15 protein-coding genes are annotated in these 17,496 nt (G+C 66.7%); 7 read left to right on the forward strand and 8 right to left on the reverse strand.

Annotation, left to right across the window (positions count from 1 at the left end):
- Positions 1–2: 2 nt before the first annotated feature.
- From tssG to WT16_RS20735, 8 genes are all read right to left on the reverse strand, one after another.
- Positions 3–992, reverse strand: coding sequence for a type VI secretion system baseplate subunit TssG (gene tssG / locus WT16_RS20700; RefSeq protein WP_015603404.1), 990 nt, complete (start codon positions 990–992; stop codon positions 3–5).
- Positions 989–2,848 carry a type VI secretion system baseplate subunit TssF gene (gene tssF / locus WT16_RS20705; RefSeq protein ID WP_063534095.1) on the reverse strand — a complete coding sequence of 620 codons (1,860 nt, stop codon included), beginning with the start codon at positions 2,846–2,848 and terminating at the stop codon, positions 989–991. The genes tssG and tssF overlap by 4 nt, the downstream gene beginning before the upstream one ends.
- A gap of 13 nt (positions 2,849–2,861) precedes the next feature.
- A complete protein-coding gene (locus tag WT16_RS20710; RefSeq protein WP_063534096.1) occupies positions 2,862–3,293 on the reverse strand; it encodes a GPW/gp25 family protein in 432 nt (143 codons plus the stop codon).
- 78 nt (positions 3,294–3,371) lie between these two features.
- Entirely contained in the window at positions 3,372–3,899 is a 528-nt protein-coding gene (locus WT16_RS20715; RefSeq protein ID WP_004530039.1) for a type VI secretion system tube protein Hcp, read from the reverse strand.
- Positions 3,900–4,042: 143 nt separating this feature from the next.
- Positions 4,043–5,548, reverse strand: coding sequence for a type VI secretion system contractile sheath large subunit (gene tssC, locus WT16_RS20720; RefSeq protein WP_009901014.1), 1,506 nt, complete (start codon positions 5,546–5,548; stop codon positions 4,043–4,045).
- Positions 5,549–5,550: 2 nt separating this feature from the next.
- Positions 5,551–6,102, reverse strand: coding sequence for a type VI secretion system contractile sheath small subunit (tssB, locus tag WT16_RS20725; RefSeq protein ID WP_009914448.1), 552 nt, complete (start codon positions 6,100–6,102; stop codon positions 5,551–5,553).
- Positions 6,103–6,135: 33 nt separating this feature from the next.
- The gene (locus WT16_RS20730; RefSeq protein WP_063534097.1) at positions 6,136–7,077 is read right to left on the reverse strand and encodes a type VI secretion system ImpA family N-terminal domain-containing protein; all 942 of its coding nucleotides are present in this window, start codon (positions 7,075–7,077) and stop codon (positions 6,136–6,138) included.
- Positions 7,078–8,390: 1,313 nt separating this feature from the next.
- Positions 8,391–9,905 carry an acetyl-CoA hydrolase/transferase family protein gene (locus tag WT16_RS20735; RefSeq protein ID WP_063534098.1) on the reverse strand — a complete coding sequence of 505 codons (1,515 nt, stop codon included), beginning with the start codon at positions 9,903–9,905 and terminating at the stop codon, positions 8,391–8,393.
- A 362-nt stretch (positions 9,906–10,267) separates the two neighbouring features.
- Between WT16_RS20735 and WT16_RS20740 the strand changes: the two genes are divergently transcribed.
- From WT16_RS20740 to WT16_RS20770, 7 genes are read left to right on the forward strand one after another with little or no spacing between them, the layout of a single operon-like run.
- The gene (locus tag WT16_RS20740) at positions 10,268–10,957 is read left to right on the forward strand and encodes a CDP-alcohol phosphatidyltransferase family protein (protein ID WP_015603979.1); all 690 of its coding nucleotides are present in this window, start codon (positions 10,268–10,270) and stop codon (positions 10,955–10,957) included.
- A complete protein-coding gene (locus WT16_RS20745) occupies positions 10,954–11,727 on the forward strand; it encodes a 2OG-Fe(II) oxygenase superfamily protein (protein WP_015604018.1) in 774 nt (257 codons plus the stop codon). The genes WT16_RS20740 and WT16_RS20745 overlap by 4 nt, the downstream gene beginning before the upstream one ends.
- On the forward strand, positions 11,724–12,725 hold the full coding sequence (locus tag WT16_RS20750) for an HpnL family protein (RefSeq protein ID WP_006029770.1): 1,002 nt from the start codon (positions 11,724–11,726) through the stop codon (positions 12,723–12,725). Before WT16_RS20745 ends, WT16_RS20750 begins: the two co-directional genes overlap by 4 nt.
- Before the next feature lie 41 nt (positions 12,726–12,766).
- Positions 12,767–13,534 (forward strand): phosphocholine cytidylyltransferase family protein, encoded by a 768-nt coding sequence (locus tag WT16_RS20755; RefSeq protein WP_059931543.1) that lies wholly within the window; start codon positions 12,767–12,769, stop codon positions 13,532–13,534.
- The gene (gene aepX, locus WT16_RS20760) at positions 13,531–15,219 is read left to right on the forward strand and encodes a phosphoenolpyruvate mutase (protein ID WP_006029772.1); all 1,689 of its coding nucleotides are present in this window, start codon (positions 13,531–13,533) and stop codon (positions 15,217–15,219) included. Before WT16_RS20755 ends, aepX begins: the two co-directional genes overlap by 4 nt.
- Positions 15,216–16,409 carry a phosphonopyruvate decarboxylase gene (gene aepY, locus WT16_RS20765; RefSeq protein ID WP_063534099.1) on the forward strand — a complete coding sequence of 398 codons (1,194 nt, stop codon included), beginning with the start codon at positions 15,216–15,218 and terminating at the stop codon, positions 16,407–16,409. The genes aepX and aepY overlap by 4 nt, the downstream gene beginning before the upstream one ends.
- Positions 16,410–16,423: 14 nt before the next feature.
- Entirely contained in the window at positions 16,424–17,491 is a 1,068-nt protein-coding gene (locus tag WT16_RS20770) for a 2-aminoethylphosphonate aminotransferase (protein ID WP_063534100.1), read from the forward strand.
- Positions 17,492–17,496: the final 5 nt, after the last annotated feature.

Raw genomic sequence — 17,496 nt, forward strand, 5'->3', positions numbered from 1 at the left:
GTCTAGTCCCGAAAAGATTCAAAGACAGTCAAGGTGCGCAGCGCCCGATTCGGCCGTGACCACGCGTCGACGCCGACGCGCATGCACCCAACCCTTCCTGCAAGCTCAGGGCGCGTCCACACCTGAACCTTGATGACGGGGTAAATTCGTCCGTCGACGAAATCCGTCACGACCGCGGACAGCGCCATCACGGCGGCCGCGCGGCGTTGCCACCGGTAGAACTCGTCGGCCTCGATCGGACCGACGACGATCTCGACCGAGTGCTGCACATCCCAGATCCGCGCGCCGAGCCGCCATCCGCCGAGCCGCCGCGCGCGGCTCGGCGCGGCCGGCACCGGCACCCAGCGGCCGTGGCGCGGCACGACCCGCAGCGCGACGCCGAAGTACGCGCACAGCAGCCGCTGCAGATCGGCGAGCGAGCGGCGCGGCGCGCAGTAGATGCCCGGAAACGCGCGCCGGCATGCGAGCGCGTGCTGCTCGAACGGCTCGCCGTCGCCCTGCTGCGCGCGACGCGCATCGGCGAGCGCCGTCACGCGCTCGACGAACGGATTGCGCGCGCGCTCGTAGCCGAGCACCGGATGCATCGACGACCACGCCGAGTAATGCAGCCATGCGAGATCGCCGCACGCGACGTTGACGAAGCGCTCGAACGCCGCGTTGCGCTCGAAGCGCTTCTCCTGCATCGCGTGCTCGGTCACGTGCAACGGCAGCGGCCCGTACGGCGCGAACAGCCCGAAGTGACGCTGCGCCACCGTGACCTGCGGGTGGTCGTCGTCCTCGATGAAGCGCGCGAGCGCCACGTGCACGCGCTCGACTTCCGTGCTCGCGAAATGCATCTCCGCCGGCTGCTCGATGCGCAGCCACTTCGGCATCCGGCGCCTGCGCGCCGAGCGCTTGTCGTGCCTGCGCTGCAGCGCTTCGACCCGCCGCATCAGCTCGAAGAACGTGCGGCGCGGCGTCAGCGCCTGGGTCACGCGCTCGAGCGTCGTCATGCGAGCCTCCCGTCGCGCGACGCGACGTTCGTGTGCGTGCTCGCCGCTTCGCCGTCGAGCCGCACGACGATCTCGATGCCGTCGTTGAGCGTCGCGGCCTCGGCGAGCGCGTGCGCGAGCAGCCGCCCGAACAGCCAGCCGCCGCGATCCGCGTGCAGCGATTCGGCGATGTCGATCTCGACCTGCGTCGCGCGCACGAGCGCCGTCGGCGTCGCGCGGCCCGCCGCGACGAAGCGCGAGCGCAGCAGGACCGAGCGCAGGCTCTCGAGCCGCTGACGGTCGAGCGCGTCGTCCTTGTCGATCGCGAGCAGCAACTGCTCGACGATGCGCGCCGTCACGTCCTGCTGCGGTGCGCGCAGCGCGAGCGGATTGCGGCCGACGTGCGACACGGCCTCCCAGCACGCGTCGATGCTCGGCCTGCCGCGCGGCGCGCTCGCCGGCCACAGGCACTCGATGCGCTTCACCGCCGTCGGATCGAGCAGTTGCAGCTCGGCGTCGAGCAGCCCGCTCGGACGCCAGTCGCGATCGGCCACGAGCGCGCGGCCCGTGATCGTCGCGACGTCGTCCGGGGCGAGCGTGTCGTCGACCATCGAGACGGCGATCAGGTCGTGGCTTGCGAGCGGATCGAACCGATCACGCCGCACGCCGTCGACAAGCAGCGCGTCCTCGCGCCGCATGCCGTAGCGGATCGAGCCTTCATGCCCTTCGTAGCCCGCCGTCTCGAGCACTGAGCGCGCGCGATGCGCGCGGCCGTTGGTCTCGCACACGAACACCTCGGTCAGCGCCCACAGGTGATGCGCGGCGGGCCGCATCCGGTCGACGGGAATCCACTGCTCGGGCTGATTCGCGTCGTAAGGCACCGGATCGAAACGTTTGGAATACAGATTGATCGCCGGCGTCGCGAACAGGCGAAACTGGCTCGCGTCGACGTCGCCGACCAGATCGCCCGGCGCGTCGCGCAACGCGAAGAACAGCTCGAACGCGCGCGCGGACGGCGCCTTCGCGGCGATCTCCGCCAGTGCGTCGACGTAGACGCCGAGCAGACGCGTCGGCTGCGCGAAGTACTCGCGCAACAGCCGCAGGCCGGGCAACCCGCCGAGCTCCTCCGGCAGCAGCGCCTCCGCGTCGTCGACGCCGGACAGCCGGATGCCCGACATCGGCAGCGTCAACACCTCGTCGCCGCGGTTCGTCGACACGAGCGCGTACCACGCGGTCGTGTCGGCGAGCATCGCGCGATGCAGCGCATACGCGCGCGGCAGATCGCCCGCGAGGCTCAGGTGCAGCGGCTTGAATCCGTCATCCTCGCGTGAGAGCTCCGCGATCGACGCGCCGCCCTCGACCTCGAACCTGAAGCGCAGCACCGCGTGCGACGACGCAAGCCGCTGCGCGAGCAGCGCCGGCAGCCCGGTGATGCTGCGTCTGCACTCGACCGACGCGATGCGCAGCGGCAGCAGCGTGACGTCGCGCGCGGTCGAGAACATCACCGGCAGCTTGCGGCCCGGCAGGTGCGCGGCAACGAGCGAGCCGCGCGGCAGCGTGTTGCCGCGAAACGCGTCAGGCGAGCCGAGATCCGGATGGAACGCGAACGTCGAGATCGCGGGCGTCGACGCCATATAGAGCGGACAGATGCGCCCGAGCGCCTGCTGCGCGAACTCCGCGCACTCGCGATCGAGCCGCTTCTGCACGCGCGCCGACAGATACGCGACGCCCTCGAGCAGCCGCTCGACGAACGGATCAGTGACCGCATCGGGATGCAGCCCGAGCGCCGACGCAACCTGCGGGTGCTCCTTGGAGAAGCGCGCGCCCGCATCGCGCAGTTGGCGCAATTCGTCGTTGTAGTGATCGAGGAAATTCATCGCCGTTCGCCGCTCATCGGTCGTCCGCCAGGCTGAAATAGCCGCTCAGGTAATCGAGCGCGAGGCTCGCCCTGAGCTCGGCTCCGTCTTCGCGCGCCTTCATCGACACATCGAAATAGATCGTCTGCGCGAGACGCTTGCGGCTCTCGGTCCGAGGCTTGACCGTCGTGGCGACGGGATCCACGCGCGGCTCGAAGCGACGAATCACCTCGCAGATGTGCGCGGCCGCATGAGCCGGATTGATCTTCGTCGCGCCGGCCGTCTGCATCGGCGGACAGCCGAAGTTCAACACCGAATGCGCCGCCGGGCTGTCGTTCGCGATACGCATGCGCGCGCCGCGGATCGCGTGATTCATCAGGTCGACCAGGTGATCGGTGACGACCTCTTGAAGCGAATGGCGACGAATCCGTCTCGACAGCTTGTTGTAGAGTTGAAGATCGCTCATGTGCGTGTTCCCGAGTGTTGTGGCGCGAGGCCACAACACTGCCCAAGGTTAGCCTGGAAACCAGAACCTTCCGACGGGTTAGATCGGGGCGTTCTGCTTGAGGTCGTATCCGGCCTTGATCACCGCGCCCATCGTGCCGTCGTTGCGCTGCTCGCGGTACTCGAACTCGATCTGGGCGAAGTTGATCCGGATCTGGTCGGTCGGCAGCACGCCGTCGACTTCGCCGCTGGCGTGGCCGAGCTGCGAAATCGGCATGTTGCCGAGCGTGCGGAACGACGACACGAGGCCGCTCGCGAACGAGATCGTCAGGAATTCCTGCTGGCCCTTGCCCGACTTGCGGCAGATCAGCTTCGCGTTCTGAATGTGCTCGCCCGTCGCACACATCAGGAACAGCTTCGGCGAAGCCTTGTTCGACACCATGCGGAACTCGAAGTCCTTCATCTCGACCTTGCCTGCGCCGCCGCCGCTGCCGAAGCCCCAACGGCCGGAGTTCTCTTCCGCCCACTGCCAGCTCTGAATCTGGATCAGGCCGGGGTATTGCTGATCGGTCGACTCGCCCTCGACGCCATCGATCTGCAAGAAGTAATCAACCAACGCATTTGCCATGCTATGAACTCCTAATTAGTTATAACAAGACCATATCGAAAAGACCGCTGTTGAATCTGCTGCGAAACGGTTCGACTCCGTCCCGCAGCGCCTCGAACACCTCCTTCTTTAAGCGAAACCGCAACCGGCCCGGGAGTCGCGGCTCAGGTCGTCACCTCTTGCTTGGTCGACGGAAGCTTCGAAACCAGCCGGAGAGAAACGGTCAAACCCTCCAGTTGGAAATGGGGGCGCAGGAAAAACTGCGCGCGATAGTAGCCGGGGTTCTCCGGAATCTCATCGACGACCACCTCCGCCGCCGACAGCGGACGCTGCGATTTCGTCACCTCGCTCGAGATGCTCGGGTCGCCGTCCACGTAGTTCATCAGCCAGTCGTTGAGCCAGCGCTGCGTGTCCTCGGCCGACTTGAACGAGCCGATCTTGTCGCGCACGATGCACTTCAGGTAGTGCGCGAAGCGGCACGTCGCGAAGATGTACGGCAGCCGCGACGACAGATTCGAGTTCGCGGTCGCATCGTCGTCCTCGTAGATCGCCGGACGGTGCACGGTCTTCGCGCCGATGAACGCGGCGGTGTCCGAATTCTTCCGGTACACGAGCGGCATCAGGCCGGACTCCGACAGCTCGTGCTCGCGGCGGTCCGAGATCGCGATTTCCGTCGGGCAGTGCAGATCGACTTCGCGATCCTGCGACGGCAGCACGAACTTCGGCAGCACCTCCACCGCGCCGCCCGACTCGACGCCGCGAATCTTCGTGCACCAGCCGTAGGTCTTGAATGCGCGCGTGATGTTCGCGCCCATCGCATAAGCGGAGTTCGCCCAGCAAAAGTCCTCGGCGCGGTTCGGATCGACCTTCTCCTCGAAACCGAACTCTTCGACGGGCTGCGTCTTCGGGCCATACGGCACGCGCGCGAGAAAGCGCGGCAGCGTGAGCGCGAGATAGCGCGAGTCGTTGCTCTCGCGCAGGCGCCGCCAGAATGCGTATTCGGTCGCGGTGAAGATCTTCGACACGTCGCGCGGATTCGACAGCTCGCTCCAGTCGTCCATCTGCAGGAGGCCGGGCGCGGCGGCCGCGATGAACGGCGCGTGCGCGGCCGCCGAGATCTTCGACATCTCGGTGAGGATCGACACGTCCTGCATGCTGTGGTCGAAATAGAAATCGCCGATCAGGCAGCCGAACGGCTCGCCGCCGAACTGGCCGTACTCCTGCTCGTAGATCATCTTGAAAATCGGACTCTGGTCCCACACGACGCCTTTGAAGCGCCGCAGCGTCTTGCCGAGATCCGCTTTCGAGATGTTCAGGTAGCGGATCTTCAGGTTCTCGCTCGTGTCGGTGTTCGACACGAGGTAGTGCAATCCGCGCCACGCGCCTTCGAGACTCTGAAAGCGCTTGTTGTGCAGCACGAGAGTCAGTTGCTCGGAGATCTTCTTGTCGAGCTCGGCAACCAGTTGCTCGATCGTCTGCGCGACATCCTCGCGAACCACGACCCGGCTGCGCCGCGCATACGTGAGCAGCGTTTCGACGGCGTTCTGCACCGCCTCGGCGGCTTCGTTGGTGCGCGGCCGGAACGAGCGGCGCAGGATGTCCTTCAGATCCTCGTTGACGTTGTTCTGATCGACGACCACCTTCTCGGCAGACGATTCAAGCTGCTGCATACTCATTTCGCACCCTCTTCCGGTTGATGGTCTCCACCCTCACCGGCGCTGCCGGATTGCCCCGGCGCCGCGTCGGCCTCGTTCGCCCACTGCGGGCTCTTCAGCAATTCCTGGATCACGTCTTCGGCCGCCGCCTTGCCGTCCATGTAGGTCAGCAACTCCTTCAGGCGGTTGCGGGCCTCGAGCAGCGTCGACAGCTCGGGAATGCGCTTGACGACCGCCGCGGGCTCGAACGACTCCATCGACGAGAACGTGAGATCGATCGGAATCAGCGTGCCGTCGTTGGTGAGCACGTTCTTCACGTGATAGCTGAGCGACGGTGCGATCTGCGCCATCCGCTCGTCGAAGTTCTCGACGTCGATCTCCTGAAAGCGCCGATCCTCGACGGGACCGAGCGGCTCGACGTTGTCGCCCGACAGGTCCGCCATCACGCCCGCGACGAACGGCAGCTCGACCTTCTTCTGCGATCCGTACACCTCGACGTCGTATTCAATCTGCACGCGGGGCGCACGACTCTCCCCGATGAATTTCTGTCCATCCTTTTGTCGAACCATGATGAGCAAACCCTCTACACGAAGTTGTTCACGTTACTTGATGGAGCTCTGCGGCCGGTTCAGTTGGGCCACGAGAGATGCCGCCTCGGGATAGAGCTCCGCCATCACTTCCTCGAAACCCGCCCCCAGCATTCGTTGAATTCGCGACAGGAAGATCGGCGCCGGATGGCTCGGCTCGTGCAAGCGGAAGTACTCGACGATCCGCTCGAGCGCCGCGCCGACTTCCTGCCTCGACCTCAGCCCGCCGCCCGGCCCCGCGGCGGGCTGCTGCGCGCCGGGCGCCGGCGAGCCGGGCGCTGCATCGGCCAGTTTCTCATCGGCGACGCTTGCGTTTGCCTCGCTCCCCGATCCCGTTTGCGCAAGCCGCGACGCCGCGACGCTCAACAGGTCGAGCGCGCGAGAGAGGTTGAGCTCCTGCTCCACCACTGCAATCGATTTCCTGATTCGCGATAAGGAATCCTGAATGTCATGTACAAGAGTATTCGCTCTATCGCGATAGCCGCGATCCTCCACGATCGCGGCGGCCCGCCCGCCGATCAGGTCGTTGAGCGTCGCATCGCGGTCTTCGAACCGGGAACCGCCGAGCTGATGCAGAAACTGCGGCCCCGCAAGCCAGCCGAGATGAATCAGGAGCGTCTCGCCCGGCGATTCGTCAGGCAGCGCGCGAGGATGCAATGCCTCGACGGGCGCGCTCATCAGATCGGCCAGCAATCGAACGCCGTCGGCCAACCCGCTCAATCCGCGCCGCGCGATACATGCGCGCAGATGCCAGATGGCGACCCGAACGTCCTTCGCCTTTTTCAATAGCGCGAGACAAGCCGTTTCGACGGACGCCCACTGGAACGCACTCTCGCCCTTGCGTTGCGGCGCATAACCGACGGAATCGTATTCGCAGATGGCTGCGTCGATTTTGATAAAATCCTCGTCGAAATCCAGCAAATCCGGCGAATGACCCGGCAGTGCATCGTCGTTCATGGTCTGTCCACAAATCACAGGCGTCGGGTACCGACTGCGCAAAACCAGATTAGCTTGCGCTTTGTCAAAATACCCAAATTTATTTCTTCGAATGTATTAGCGACCACATAACTCGATGCCGACTATCAGTCAAAGCGGCTTGGGGAATTAGATTGGCAATCGCCGACAAAGGCAAACAAACGGCCATGGGTTCCAGGAATATATTCCACGGAAACCGTTTACGCTGCTGTTTTTTCTCAGCGGCATTCCCCCCCTTCCGCCCAGCCCAATCCCTGCGAACCGGCATGCGCCGGCTTTCCGCATCGGTAATCGGTAAGATGCGCTTCCGTTAAATCAAATACAGCGTACACATAAATCAATACGCCGTTGCGATTGCGGCGGAAACAGCATCCAAGCATCGGGTTTTATCTGAAGCGTCACACCTTAGCGGCCCTCAGCGACACCGGCGTGACAATCGTTCATATCGTTACAGTCTACGCTGTAAACTTATAGAACGCTCGTAAATTTGGCAAGTGGAAATAATTTTTTCTTACAAACGGGACTGTAAGTTTGATTCAATGAATTTGAAATAAGAGGATTCTCTCCGAAGCGGAGCGAGTGTCGAACAACGCGGAGATTTTTATCTTGGGCGCTCCTTCCGGGCGACATTTCCTCGCCTGGCTGCCAATTTACTCAATCACTACTTCATAGCGCCCGGCCTGATTTCTCAGACTACTTAATATGTATTCGCAATCGTTTGCGCGACCTGTTGTCCCACAGTAATCCCACCTCGAAGTAATTGCAACCCGGTTGAAAATATCCGCCGCATGCGAGCAGAAGCCGGCCGGGCGAGCGGACAGTCCGAATGCATGCCGGAACGTCGGGCGAAACATCTTTGTTACATCAGGTTCATTTTAACTCGCACAAGAGACAACTTTTCTGCATACCCCATCATATGTCCGCTAAATAATCGAAATCGATGCAATAACGATTGAATCGACCAGACAGACGAGCCGTCCCGGTCGATGCCTGACGAATCGATGCCCGCTCGCCGCGCAACGGCAGCGCCATCCATTCGACGAGAGCGGCCGTCACCGCATTCAGTAGTATCACGAACTGTTTTTAAGAAGACTGTGCATCCGCAGTTTCTCGCCGGAACCGAGTACATCCTCGAGACTCCCTCGCCCGAACTCGATACCGCGCCAAGCCTCTACGCACAACGTCCCACAACAGCGCCACAACGAAACGGCGCGGCCACCTTCCGGTGCCGCGCCGTTTCATTCGCCTGTCCGGGCGGGAGATGCCGCCCGCCCGGCGCCTTGCCGTACCGGAAGTCAGGCTTTCATCGAGCCGGTCCGCACGTAGCGCTCGTGCCACGACAGCGCTTCGCCGAGCAGGTGCGGCGTCTGCTTGCCGAAGCTCTCGCGGCTCGCACGCTCGAAGTAGTCTTCGAGCATCGGCCGGTAATCGGGGTGCGCGCAGTTCGCGATGATCTTGCGCGCGCGCTGCTTCGGCGACAGCCCGCGCAGATCCGCGAGCCCCTGCTCGGTCACGACGACCGCGACGTCGTGCTCGGTATGATCGACGTGGCTCGCCATCGGCACGATCCGCGAGATCGCGCCGCCCTTCGCGGTGCTCGCCGACATGAAGCACGACAGATAGCCGTTGCGCGCGAAATCGCCGGAGCCGCCGATCCCGTTCTGGATCTTCGTGCCCATCACGTGCGTCGAGTTCACGTTGCCGTAGATGTCGGCCTCGATCATCCCGTTCATCGCGACGATGCCCAGACGCCGCACCAGTTCCGGATGGTTGCTGATCTCCTGCGGCCGCAGCACGATCTTCGAGCGGAACGTGTCGATCTCGTCGGCGAAGCGCTTCACCGCGTCCGGGCTCAGCGACAGCGCGGTCGCCGACGCGAAGCTCAGCGTGCCGTTCGCGAGCAGATCGAGCATGCCGTCCTGGATCACTTCCGTATACGCGGTCAGGTTCGAGAAGCCGCCCTCGCCGAGGCCGGCGAGCACCGCGTTCGTGATGTTGCCGACGCCCGACTGCAGCGGCAGCAGGTTTTCGGGCAGGCGGCCGCGCTTGATCTCGTGGCGCAGGAAATCGATCAGGAGTCCGGCGATCTGCTTCGACGTCTCGTCCGGCGCGGCGAACGCGTTGCTGCGATCAGGCGCGTCGGTCTCGACGATCGCGACGATCTTCTCGGCCGGGCAGCGCAGATACGGCTCGCCGATCCGGTCGTCGCTCTTCACGAGCGGAATCGGCTTGCGGTTCGGCGGCAGCGCGGTGCCGTAATAGATGTCGTGCATCCCGTCGAGGCCGAGCGGCTGCCGCGCGTTCACTTCGAGGATCACGCGCTTCGCCTGGTCGAGCCACGTCTTGTTGTTGCCGACCGACGCCGACGGAATCAGGCGCCCGTCCTCGCGAATGCCCGCGACTTCGACAATCGCGACGTCCAGCTCGCCGAACAGACCGAACCACGCGTACTGCGCGACGTGGCTCAGGTGGATGTCCTGGTAGTCGAGCTCGCCCGCGTTGATCTTGTCGCGCAGCGTCGGATCGGACTGGTACGGCAGCCGCATCGAGATGCCGTCCGCCTTCGCGAGCGCGCCATCCAGCTCGGGCGCGGTCGATGCGCCCGTCAGCACGTTGATGCGGAAGTCTTCGCCGCGCGCGTGGGAAGCCGCGATCCGCGCGGCGAGCGCGGCCGGCACCGCTTTCGGATAGCCGGAGCCGGTGAAGCCGCTCATCGCGACGGTCATGTTCGGGCCGATCAGCGCGGCGGCCTCGTCGGCGGTGCGGACGAGGGAGCGCAGACTGGGGGCGAGGATACGAGAGGTTGGCATGGCTGAATGTCGAACGGTTGTATTAGATCTGGCGACGCAGCGCCGCAGGGGTGTCTCCGGAGTGGCGCGCGCTCCCGGCGCCGGCGGCAGTCGTGGCCGGGTGGCGGAAGCACGGCCGGAGTATCGCAGACCGCACCGCGGCATAGTGTCCGCCCCGTGCAAAAGTAACTTGCCGGATTTGCTGGCTATTTGCCCGAAATCAAATCCGGGCGCGACTTGCGGCGTGGCCTGCTCGACGTTCGGGGGTCGCGGCGGCCTCGGCGAGACGGTACAAAACCTTACACTTTTCTTTCTGTTGCGCGCAATCAGCACGTTCCAGTCATGAAAAAGCAACAAATTACAATTCCGTATATATTTCGCCGATGGACCCAAGAAAAACCGCCGCCAACCGTATTTCGAGCCCGCCGCCCCGCACCTGGGACGCCCGGCTCGCGCGTCGGCTCGTCACGCCGCTCGTCGGCACGCCGGTCACGCCGAACCACCTCACCACGCTGCGCCTCGCGATCGGTCTCGCCGGCGCCTGGTGTCTCGCGCAGCCGGGCTTCGGCTGGATCAACGCCGGCGCGTTGCTGATCGTGCTGTCCAATTTCGTCGATCACACCGACGGCGAGCTCGCGCGGATCAGCGGCCAGTCGAGCAGGCTCGGTCACTTCTACGATCTCGCGAGCGACGCGCTCGTCACGATCGCGCTCTTCGTGAGCATGGGCGCCGGCGTCGTCGCGGCGGGCGGCCAGATGGCCGCGTCGCCCGTGCTGCTCGGCACCGTCGCGGGCGCGGCCGTCGCGCTCATTTTCTTCCTGCGGATGCGCATCGAGTCGTTTGCCGGCAAGGCCGGCACGAAGCAGGCGTTCGTCGGCGGCTTCGAGACCGAGGACGTGCTGTATCTGCTGCCCGTCGTCACGCTGCTCGACGGCGTCGAGCCGTTCCTGCTCGCGGCAGCGATCGGCGCGCCGCTCTTCGCCGCATGGGTCGTGATCGACTACTGGCGCATCGTGCGCCGCAGCGCCGCCGCTGGCGCGCCCAACTCAACCGAAATCCAGCCCTCGAAATGACGATGGACCTCGAAGCACCGGCGGCGCACGGTTCGGCTGACGCCGCCGTCGCCGCGCGCGTGGCCGCGCTCGACCGCGCACGGCTGCGCGACGACTTCGCCCGCCAGGATGCGTTCCTCTATCTGGACGAATTCCTGCCGAAGGATCTCGCCGGCCGCCTCGCCGACTGCGCCCGCGCGCTCCTGCCCGACATTAACCGCAACTATCTGCCGGGCCACAAGCAAGGCGGCAGCGTGAGCCGCCACACGATCGACGAAAAGGCGCCGCTCATCGCCGAGCTGTACCGGTCGAAGGCGCTCGTCGGCCTCCTCGAGACGCTGACGGGCGACAAGCTGCTGCCGTCGCCGGACGACGATCCGCACGCGTACGCGCTGTACTACTACACGAAGCCGGGCGATCACATCGGTTGGCACTACGACACGTCGTACTACGACGGCCGCCGCTACACGCTGCTCTTCGGCGTGATCGACAATTCGACGAGCCGGCTCGACTACGAGCTGCACACGCGCAATCCGGACGCGCCCGACGAGCCGGGCTCGGTGCAGATCGCGCACGGCGGCATCGTGCTCTTCGACGGCGACAAGCTGCGCCATCGCGTGACGCCGCTCGGCGAAAACGAGATTCGCGTGTCGCTCACGTTCGAGTACGTGACCGACCCCGGCATGCGCCCGTGGAAGCGCTTCGTGTCGAACATGAAGGACGCGATCGCGTACTTCGGCTTCCGTCAGGTATTCAGGCAAACGGCAGCACGCCGCCCGTCGCGCTCATGACGCGCACCGGGATGATCCTGCTGTCGCTCGGAACGGCGGCGTTCGTCGCCCTCCTCGCGTGGCAGGGCCTCGGCGCGGTCGCGGCGACGCTCGCGTCGGCCGGCTGGGGGCTCGCGCTCGTCGCGGCGTTTCATCTGGTGCCGCTCGTCGTCGACGCGACGGCGATCGCGGTGATGTTCCGGCCCGGCGAACCCGGCAGCCGGCTCGGCGACGCGCTGCGCGCGCGCTGGGTGGGCGAGGCGGTGAACAGCCTGCTGCCCGCCGGGCAGATCGGCGGGCCGGTGCTGATGGTCCGCTATCTCGCGCAGCGCGGCGCGCGCCTGGCCGACGCGGCGGCCGCGATAACGGTCAGCACGACGATGCAGGCGCTCGCGCAGATGGTGTTCGCGCTCGTCGGCATCGTGGCGTTCAGCGCGTACGCGACGCACGATGCCGCCTCGCATCTGCGCACGCCGGCGCTGGTCGCGACCGCGGTGCTGGGCGGCTGCGCGGCGCTCTTCTATTTCGCGCAGCGCCGCGGCCTGTTCGGGCGCGGGCTGCGCGCGGCGTCGAAGCTGCTCGGCCCGCGCGACTGGTCGTCGCTCGCGACGCGCGCGGACGCGATCGACGACGCGCTCGGCCGGCTGTACCGCGAACGCGCGAAGGTGCGCACAACGTTCGTGCTGAGCTTCATCGGCTGGGTCGTCGGCACCGCGGAGGTGTGGCTCGCGCTGCGCTTCCTCGGCCACCCGGTGAGCTGGCTCGACGCGCTGCTTCTCGAGAGCGTCGGGCAGGCGATCCGCGGCGCGGCGTTCGCGATCCCCGGCTCGCTCGGCGCGCAGGAAGGCGGCTATCTGCTGCTCGCGCCGCTCGTCGGCCTGCCGCCCGACGCAGCGCTCGCGCTGTCGCTCGCGAAACGCGCGCGCGAGCTCGCGCTCGGCCTGCCGGGCCTCCTGTACCTGCATTTCAGTGAAAGAAACTGGCAGCGGCGGCGCGCGCCGCAGCCGATCGCCGATTGATCCGACGACGAGACGGTCGGCGTCCTTTGCGTGGAGAACTCATGCGAGCCATCATTCTTGCGGCGGGCCTAGGCCTGCGCCTGCAACTGCCTCCCGAGGCTCAATTCCCGAAGTGCCTGCTGCGCTTCGACGACACGTCGCTCCTCGAGCGGCACCTGCGCGTGCTCGACGCGGCGGGCGTCGACGAGATCGTGCTCGCGCTCGGCTTCCAGTCCGAGAAGGTCGAGGCCGAGCTCGTGCGGCTGAACCGCAGGGCCGAGATCGTGCTCAACCCGCGCTACGACCTCGGCAGCGTGCTGACCGTCCACACGGCCGCCGGCGCGCTCACGCGCGGCGGCGACGTGCTGCTGATGGACGCCGACGTGCTCTACGACGACGCCATCCTGCACGCGCTCGTCGCCGATCCGTCGCGCGCGATCGATCGCCTGCTGATCGACCGCGATTTCGAAACGGGCGACGAGCCCGTCAAGCTGTGCGTGAAGGACGGCGTGCCGGTCGAGCTGCGCAAGCAGCTCGCCGCGGGCCTCGAATACGACACGATCGGCGAATCGGTCGGCTTCTTCCGCTTCAGCGAAGGCGCCGCGCGGCGGCTCGCCGAGATCGTCGCGGGCTACGTCGACGGCGGCCGCGCGAACATGCCGCACGAAGAGGCGGTGCGCGACCTGCTGCTCGAAGGCGGCCGCACGTTCGACATCGCGGACGTGACGGGCTCGCCGTGGATCGAAATCGACTTTCCGGGCGACGTCGCGCGCGCGCGCGACGAAGTCCTGCCGCACATCCAACAACGCACGATAGGGGCCATCCGATGAATGCACGCGAACCGAACTTCACCGAATCGCGCAGCGCGCGGCTGCGGCGGATGCTGACGAGCCCGTCGCTCGAATTCCTGATGGAGGCGCACAACGGCCTGTCCGCGCGGATCGTTCGCGAGGCGGGCTTCAAGGGCATCTGGGCGTCGGGGCTCGCGATCTCCGCGCAGTTCGGCGTGCGCGACAACAACGAAGCGAGCTGGACGCAGGTCGTCGACGTGCTCGAATTCATGGCCGACGCGAGCGACCTGCCGATCCTGCTCGACGGCGATACCGGCTACGGCAACTTCAACAACGTGCGCCGGCTCGTGAAGAAGCTCGAGCAGCGCGGCATCGCCGGCGTGTGCATCGAGGACAAGCAGTTCCCGAAGACCAACAGCTTCATCGACGGCGAGCGCCAGCCGCTCGCCGAGATCGACGAGTTCTGCGGCAAGATCAAGGCCGGCAAGGATTCGCAGAGCGATCCGGATTTCTCGATCGTCGCGCGCGTCGAGGCGCTGATCGCCGGCTGGGGGATGGACGAGGCGCTGCGCCGCGCGAACGCGTATGCGCAGGCCGGCGCCGATGCGATCCTGATCCACAGCAAGCTGTCGCGCCCCGACGAGATCCTGCAGTTCGCGCGCGAATGGAGCGGCCGCGCGCCGCTCGTGATCGTGCCGACCAAGTATTACAGCACGCCGACCGACGTGTTCCGCCAGGCGGGCATCAGCACCGTGATCTGGGCGAACCATCTGATCCGCGCGTCGGCGTCCGCGATGCAGGCGGTCGCGCGCGAAATCCAGGACAGCGAAACGCTCGTCAACGTCGAGGAGCGCGTCGCGAGCGTCAACGAGATCTTCCGGCTGCAGGACGCCGACGAATACTCGGCCGCCGAGCGGATCTATCTGTCGTCGAGCGCGCGCGCGTCGAGTGCGGCGCTCGTGCTCGCGGCGAGCCGCGGCAAGGGGCTCGAGGCCGTCACCGAGGACAAGCCGAAGGTGATGCTGCCGATCGCCGGCAAGCCTCTGTTGCGCTGGCTCGTCGACGGCTTCAAGAAGCAGGGCGTGAACGACATCACGGTCGTCGGCGGCTATCGCGCCGATGCGATCGACACGTCCGGCGTGAAGCTCGTCGTCAACGAGCGGCATGCGCAAACGGGCGAGCTCGCGTCGCTCGCGTGCGCGGCCGAGCGCATGACGGGCGACACCATCGTCTCGTACGGCGATCTGCTGTTCCGCAGCTACATCCTGCGCGATCTCGCGGAGAGCGAGGCGGAGTTCAGCGTCGTCGTCGACTCGTCGCAGACGCAGCCGTCGAACCAGAGCGTGCGCGACTTCGCGTTCTGCTCGGCCGCCGACGACCGCGGGCTGTTCGGCCAGAAGGCGCTTCTGCGCCGCGTGTCGAGCGACGCGAGCGAAGCCGGGCCGCACGGCCGCTGGATCGGCCTGCTGAACGTGCGCGGCGCGGGCGTCGCGCGGCTGAAGGCGATGCTCGACACGCTGAAGGCGCGCGACGATTTCGATGCGCTCGATCTGCCGGCGCTCCTGAACGCGCTCATCGACGCGGGCGAGCAGATCGAGGTGCAGTACGTGCACGGCCATTGGCGCGGCGTCAACGATCTCGACGACTTCCGCCGCGCGGGCGATTTCGCGCACGGCCAGACGCCGTATGCGGAGCAGAACGCGGGCAACGGGGACGCGCGATGATCGAAGCCGCACAGTTCGTCGAGGCGGCGCGCGAGCGCGGCTTCGACTGGTACGCGGGCGTCCCCTGCTCGTACCTGACGCCGTTCATCAATTACGTGCTGCAGGATCCGGCGCTGCATTACGTGTCGGCGGCCAACGAAGGCGATGCGGTCGCGCTCGTCGCGGGCGCGACGCTCGGCGGCCGGCGCGGAATCGCGATGATGCAGAACTCGGGGCTCGGCAACGCGGTGAGTCCGCTCACGTCGCTCACATGGACGTTCCGGCTGCCGCAACTGCTGATCGTCACGTGGCGCGGCCAGCCGGGCGTGCCCGACGAGCCGCAGCACGCGCTGATGGGCCCGATCACGCCCGCGATGCTCGACACGATGGAAATTCCGTGGGAGACGTTTCCGACGCAAGCCGACGCGATCGGTCCGGCGCTCGACCGCGCGATCGCGCACATGGACGCGACGGGCCGCCCGTATGCGCTCGTGATGCAGAAAGGCAGCGTCGCGCCTTACGCGCTCGAACACGCGGCGATGCCCGAGCGTCGCGCGCACGTCGCCGCGCGCGCGACGCCGCGCGCCGCCGCGCCCTCGGCATGGCCGACGCGCCATGACGCGCTCGCGCGTATCGTCGCGCGCACGCCGGCCGACTCGACGGCCGTGCTCGCATCGACGGGCTTCTGCGGCCGCGAGCTGTACGCGCTCGACGATCGCCCGAACCAGCTCTACATGGTGGGCTCGATGGGCTGCGTGACGCCGCTCGCGCTCGGCCTCGCGCTCGCACGGCCGGACCTGACCGTCGTCGCGCTCGACGGCGACGGCGCCGCGCTGATGCGCATGGGCGCATTCGCGACGCTCGGCGCGTACGGGCCGTCGAACCTCGTGCATCTGCTGCTCGACAATGGCGCGCACGAATCGACTGGCGGCCAGGCGACGGTGTCGCAATACGTGTCGTTCGCGAACGTGGCGGCCGCGTGCGGCTACGCGACGGCGATCGAGGGCGACGATCTCGGCGTGCTCGACGCGGCGCTCGACGCGGCGCTCGACGCGGCGCGCGCGGGCGCGCAGGCGGCGAAGCAAGGCGGCGCGCACTTCGCGCGCCTGTCGATCCGCACGGGCGTGCCCGACGGCCTGCCCCGCCCGACCGTGACGCCCGTCGACGTGAAGACGCGCCTGATGCGCCACCTCGGCGCCACGCCAGCCTGACAAGGAGTACGAAGATGCTGTTGCTGAACCCCGGTCCCGTCACGCTGACGGAGCGCGTGCGCAAGAGCCTGCTGCAGCCGGACCTCTGCCATCGCGAAAGCGAGTTCTTCGATTTGCAGGACGAGGCGCGCGTGCGGCTTGTCGCCGCGTACGCGCTCGATCCGGCCGAGTGGAGCGCGGTGCTGATGACGGGCTCCGGCACGGCCGCGGTCGAGAGCATGATCGCCGCGCTCGTGCCGGAAAACGGCAAGCTGCTCGTGATCGAGAACGGCGTGTACGGCGAGCGGATCACGCAGATCGCGACGCAGTACCGAATCGCGCACGACGTGCTGAAACATGACTGGATGCAGGCGCCGGATCTCGCGCGCGTCGCCGGGAAGCTCGACGCGGATCGCGCGATCACGCACGTCGCGGTGATCCATCACGAAACGACGACGGGCCGCCTGAACGACCTCGCCGCGCTCGCCGCCGTGTGCCGCGCGCGCGGCGTGCGGCTGCTCGTCGACGGCGTGAGCAGCTTCGGCGCGGAGGCGATCGATTTCGCGGGCGGCGACATCGACGCGGTCGCCGCGACCGCGAACAAGTGCCTGCACGGCGTGCCGGGCGCGGCGTTCGTGATCGTGCGCCGCCGCGCGCTCGCCTCGGCCGCGAGCCGCACGTATTACCTCGATCTCGGCCGGCTCGCGAAGCTGCAGGACGCGCGCAACACGCCGTTCACGCCGTCGGTGCACGCGTACTACGCGCTCGTCGAGGCGCTGCGCGAGTTCGACGAAGCGGGCGGCCGGCGCGCGCGCCACGCGCGCTACGCGGCGCTCGCCGAGCAGGTGCGCGCGGGCCTAGCCGCGCGCGGGATGCCGCTCGTGCTGCCGGACGGCGAATCGTCGGTCGTGCTGCGCGCGTACCGGCTGCCCGCCGGCGTCACGTACGAGCAACTGCACGACGGCCTCAAGGCGCGCGGCTTCGTGATCTATGCGGGCCAGGGCGGGCTGTCGAGCGCGTTGTTCCGCGTGTCGACGATGGGCGCGATCGAGCCCGCGGACGTCGAACGGCTGCTCGACGGATTCACGGCGCTCACGCGCTGACGCGC

The organism is Burkholderia sp. MSMB1589WGS (assembly GCF_001636105.1).
In the GTDB taxonomy this organism is placed as follows: Bacteria; Pseudomonadota; Gammaproteobacteria; order Burkholderiales; family Burkholderiaceae; genus Burkholderia; species Burkholderia humptydooensis.

What these genes read in the sequence shown, in the direction of transcription:
- WT16_RS20740 (WP_015603979.1), top strand. Translation starts at nt 10,268, where the DNA reads ATGGACCCAAGAAAAACCGCCGCCAACCGTATTTCGAGCCCGCCGCCC.
- WT16_RS20750 (WP_006029770.1), top strand. Translation starts at nt 11,724, where the DNA reads ATGACGCGCACCGGGATGATCCTGCTGTCGCTCGGAACGGCGGCGTTC.
- WT16_RS20710 (WP_063534096.1), bottom strand. Translation starts at nt 3,293, where the DNA reads ATGAGCGATCTTCAACTCTACAACAAGCTGTCGAGACGGATTCGTCGC.
- WT16_RS20735 (WP_063534098.1), bottom strand. Translation starts at nt 9,905, where the DNA reads ATGCCAACCTCTCGTATCCTCGCCCCCAGTCTGCGCTCCCTCGTCCGC.
- WT16_RS20745 (WP_015604018.1), top strand. Translation starts at nt 10,954, where the DNA reads ATGACGATGGACCTCGAAGCACCGGCGGCGCACGGTTCGGCTGACGCC.
- WT16_RS20770 (WP_063534100.1), top strand. Translation starts at nt 16,424, where the DNA reads ATGCTGTTGCTGAACCCCGGTCCCGTCACGCTGACGGAGCGCGTGCGC.
- WT16_RS20755 (WP_059931543.1), top strand. Translation starts at nt 12,767, where the DNA reads ATGCGAGCCATCATTCTTGCGGCGGGCCTAGGCCTGCGCCTGCAACTG.
- aepX (WP_006029772.1), top strand. Translation starts at nt 13,531, where the DNA reads ATGAATGCACGCGAACCGAACTTCACCGAATCGCGCAGCGCGCGGCTG.
- tssB (WP_009914448.1), bottom strand. Translation starts at nt 6,102, where the DNA reads ATGGTTCGACAAAAGGATGGACAGAAATTCATCGGGGAGAGTCGTGCG.
- WT16_RS20730 (WP_063534097.1), bottom strand. Translation starts at nt 7,077, where the DNA reads ATGAACGACGATGCACTGCCGGGTCATTCGCCGGATTTGCTGGATTTC.
- WT16_RS20715 (WP_004530039.1), bottom strand. Translation starts at nt 3,899, where the DNA reads ATGGCAAATGCGTTGGTTGATTACTTCTTGCAGATCGATGGCGTCGAG.
- aepY (WP_063534099.1), top strand. Translation starts at nt 15,216, where the DNA reads ATGATCGAAGCCGCACAGTTCGTCGAGGCGGCGCGCGAGCGCGGCTTC.
- tssG (WP_015603404.1), bottom strand. Translation starts at nt 992, where the DNA reads ATGACGACGCTCGAGCGCGTGACCCAGGCGCTGACGCCGCGCCGCACG.
- tssF (WP_063534095.1), bottom strand. Translation starts at nt 2,848, where the DNA reads ATGAATTTCCTCGATCACTACAACGACGAATTGCGCCAACTGCGCGAT.
- tssC (WP_009901014.1), bottom strand. Translation starts at nt 5,548, where the DNA reads ATGCAGCAGCTTGAATCGTCTGCCGAGAAGGTGGTCGTCGATCAGAAC.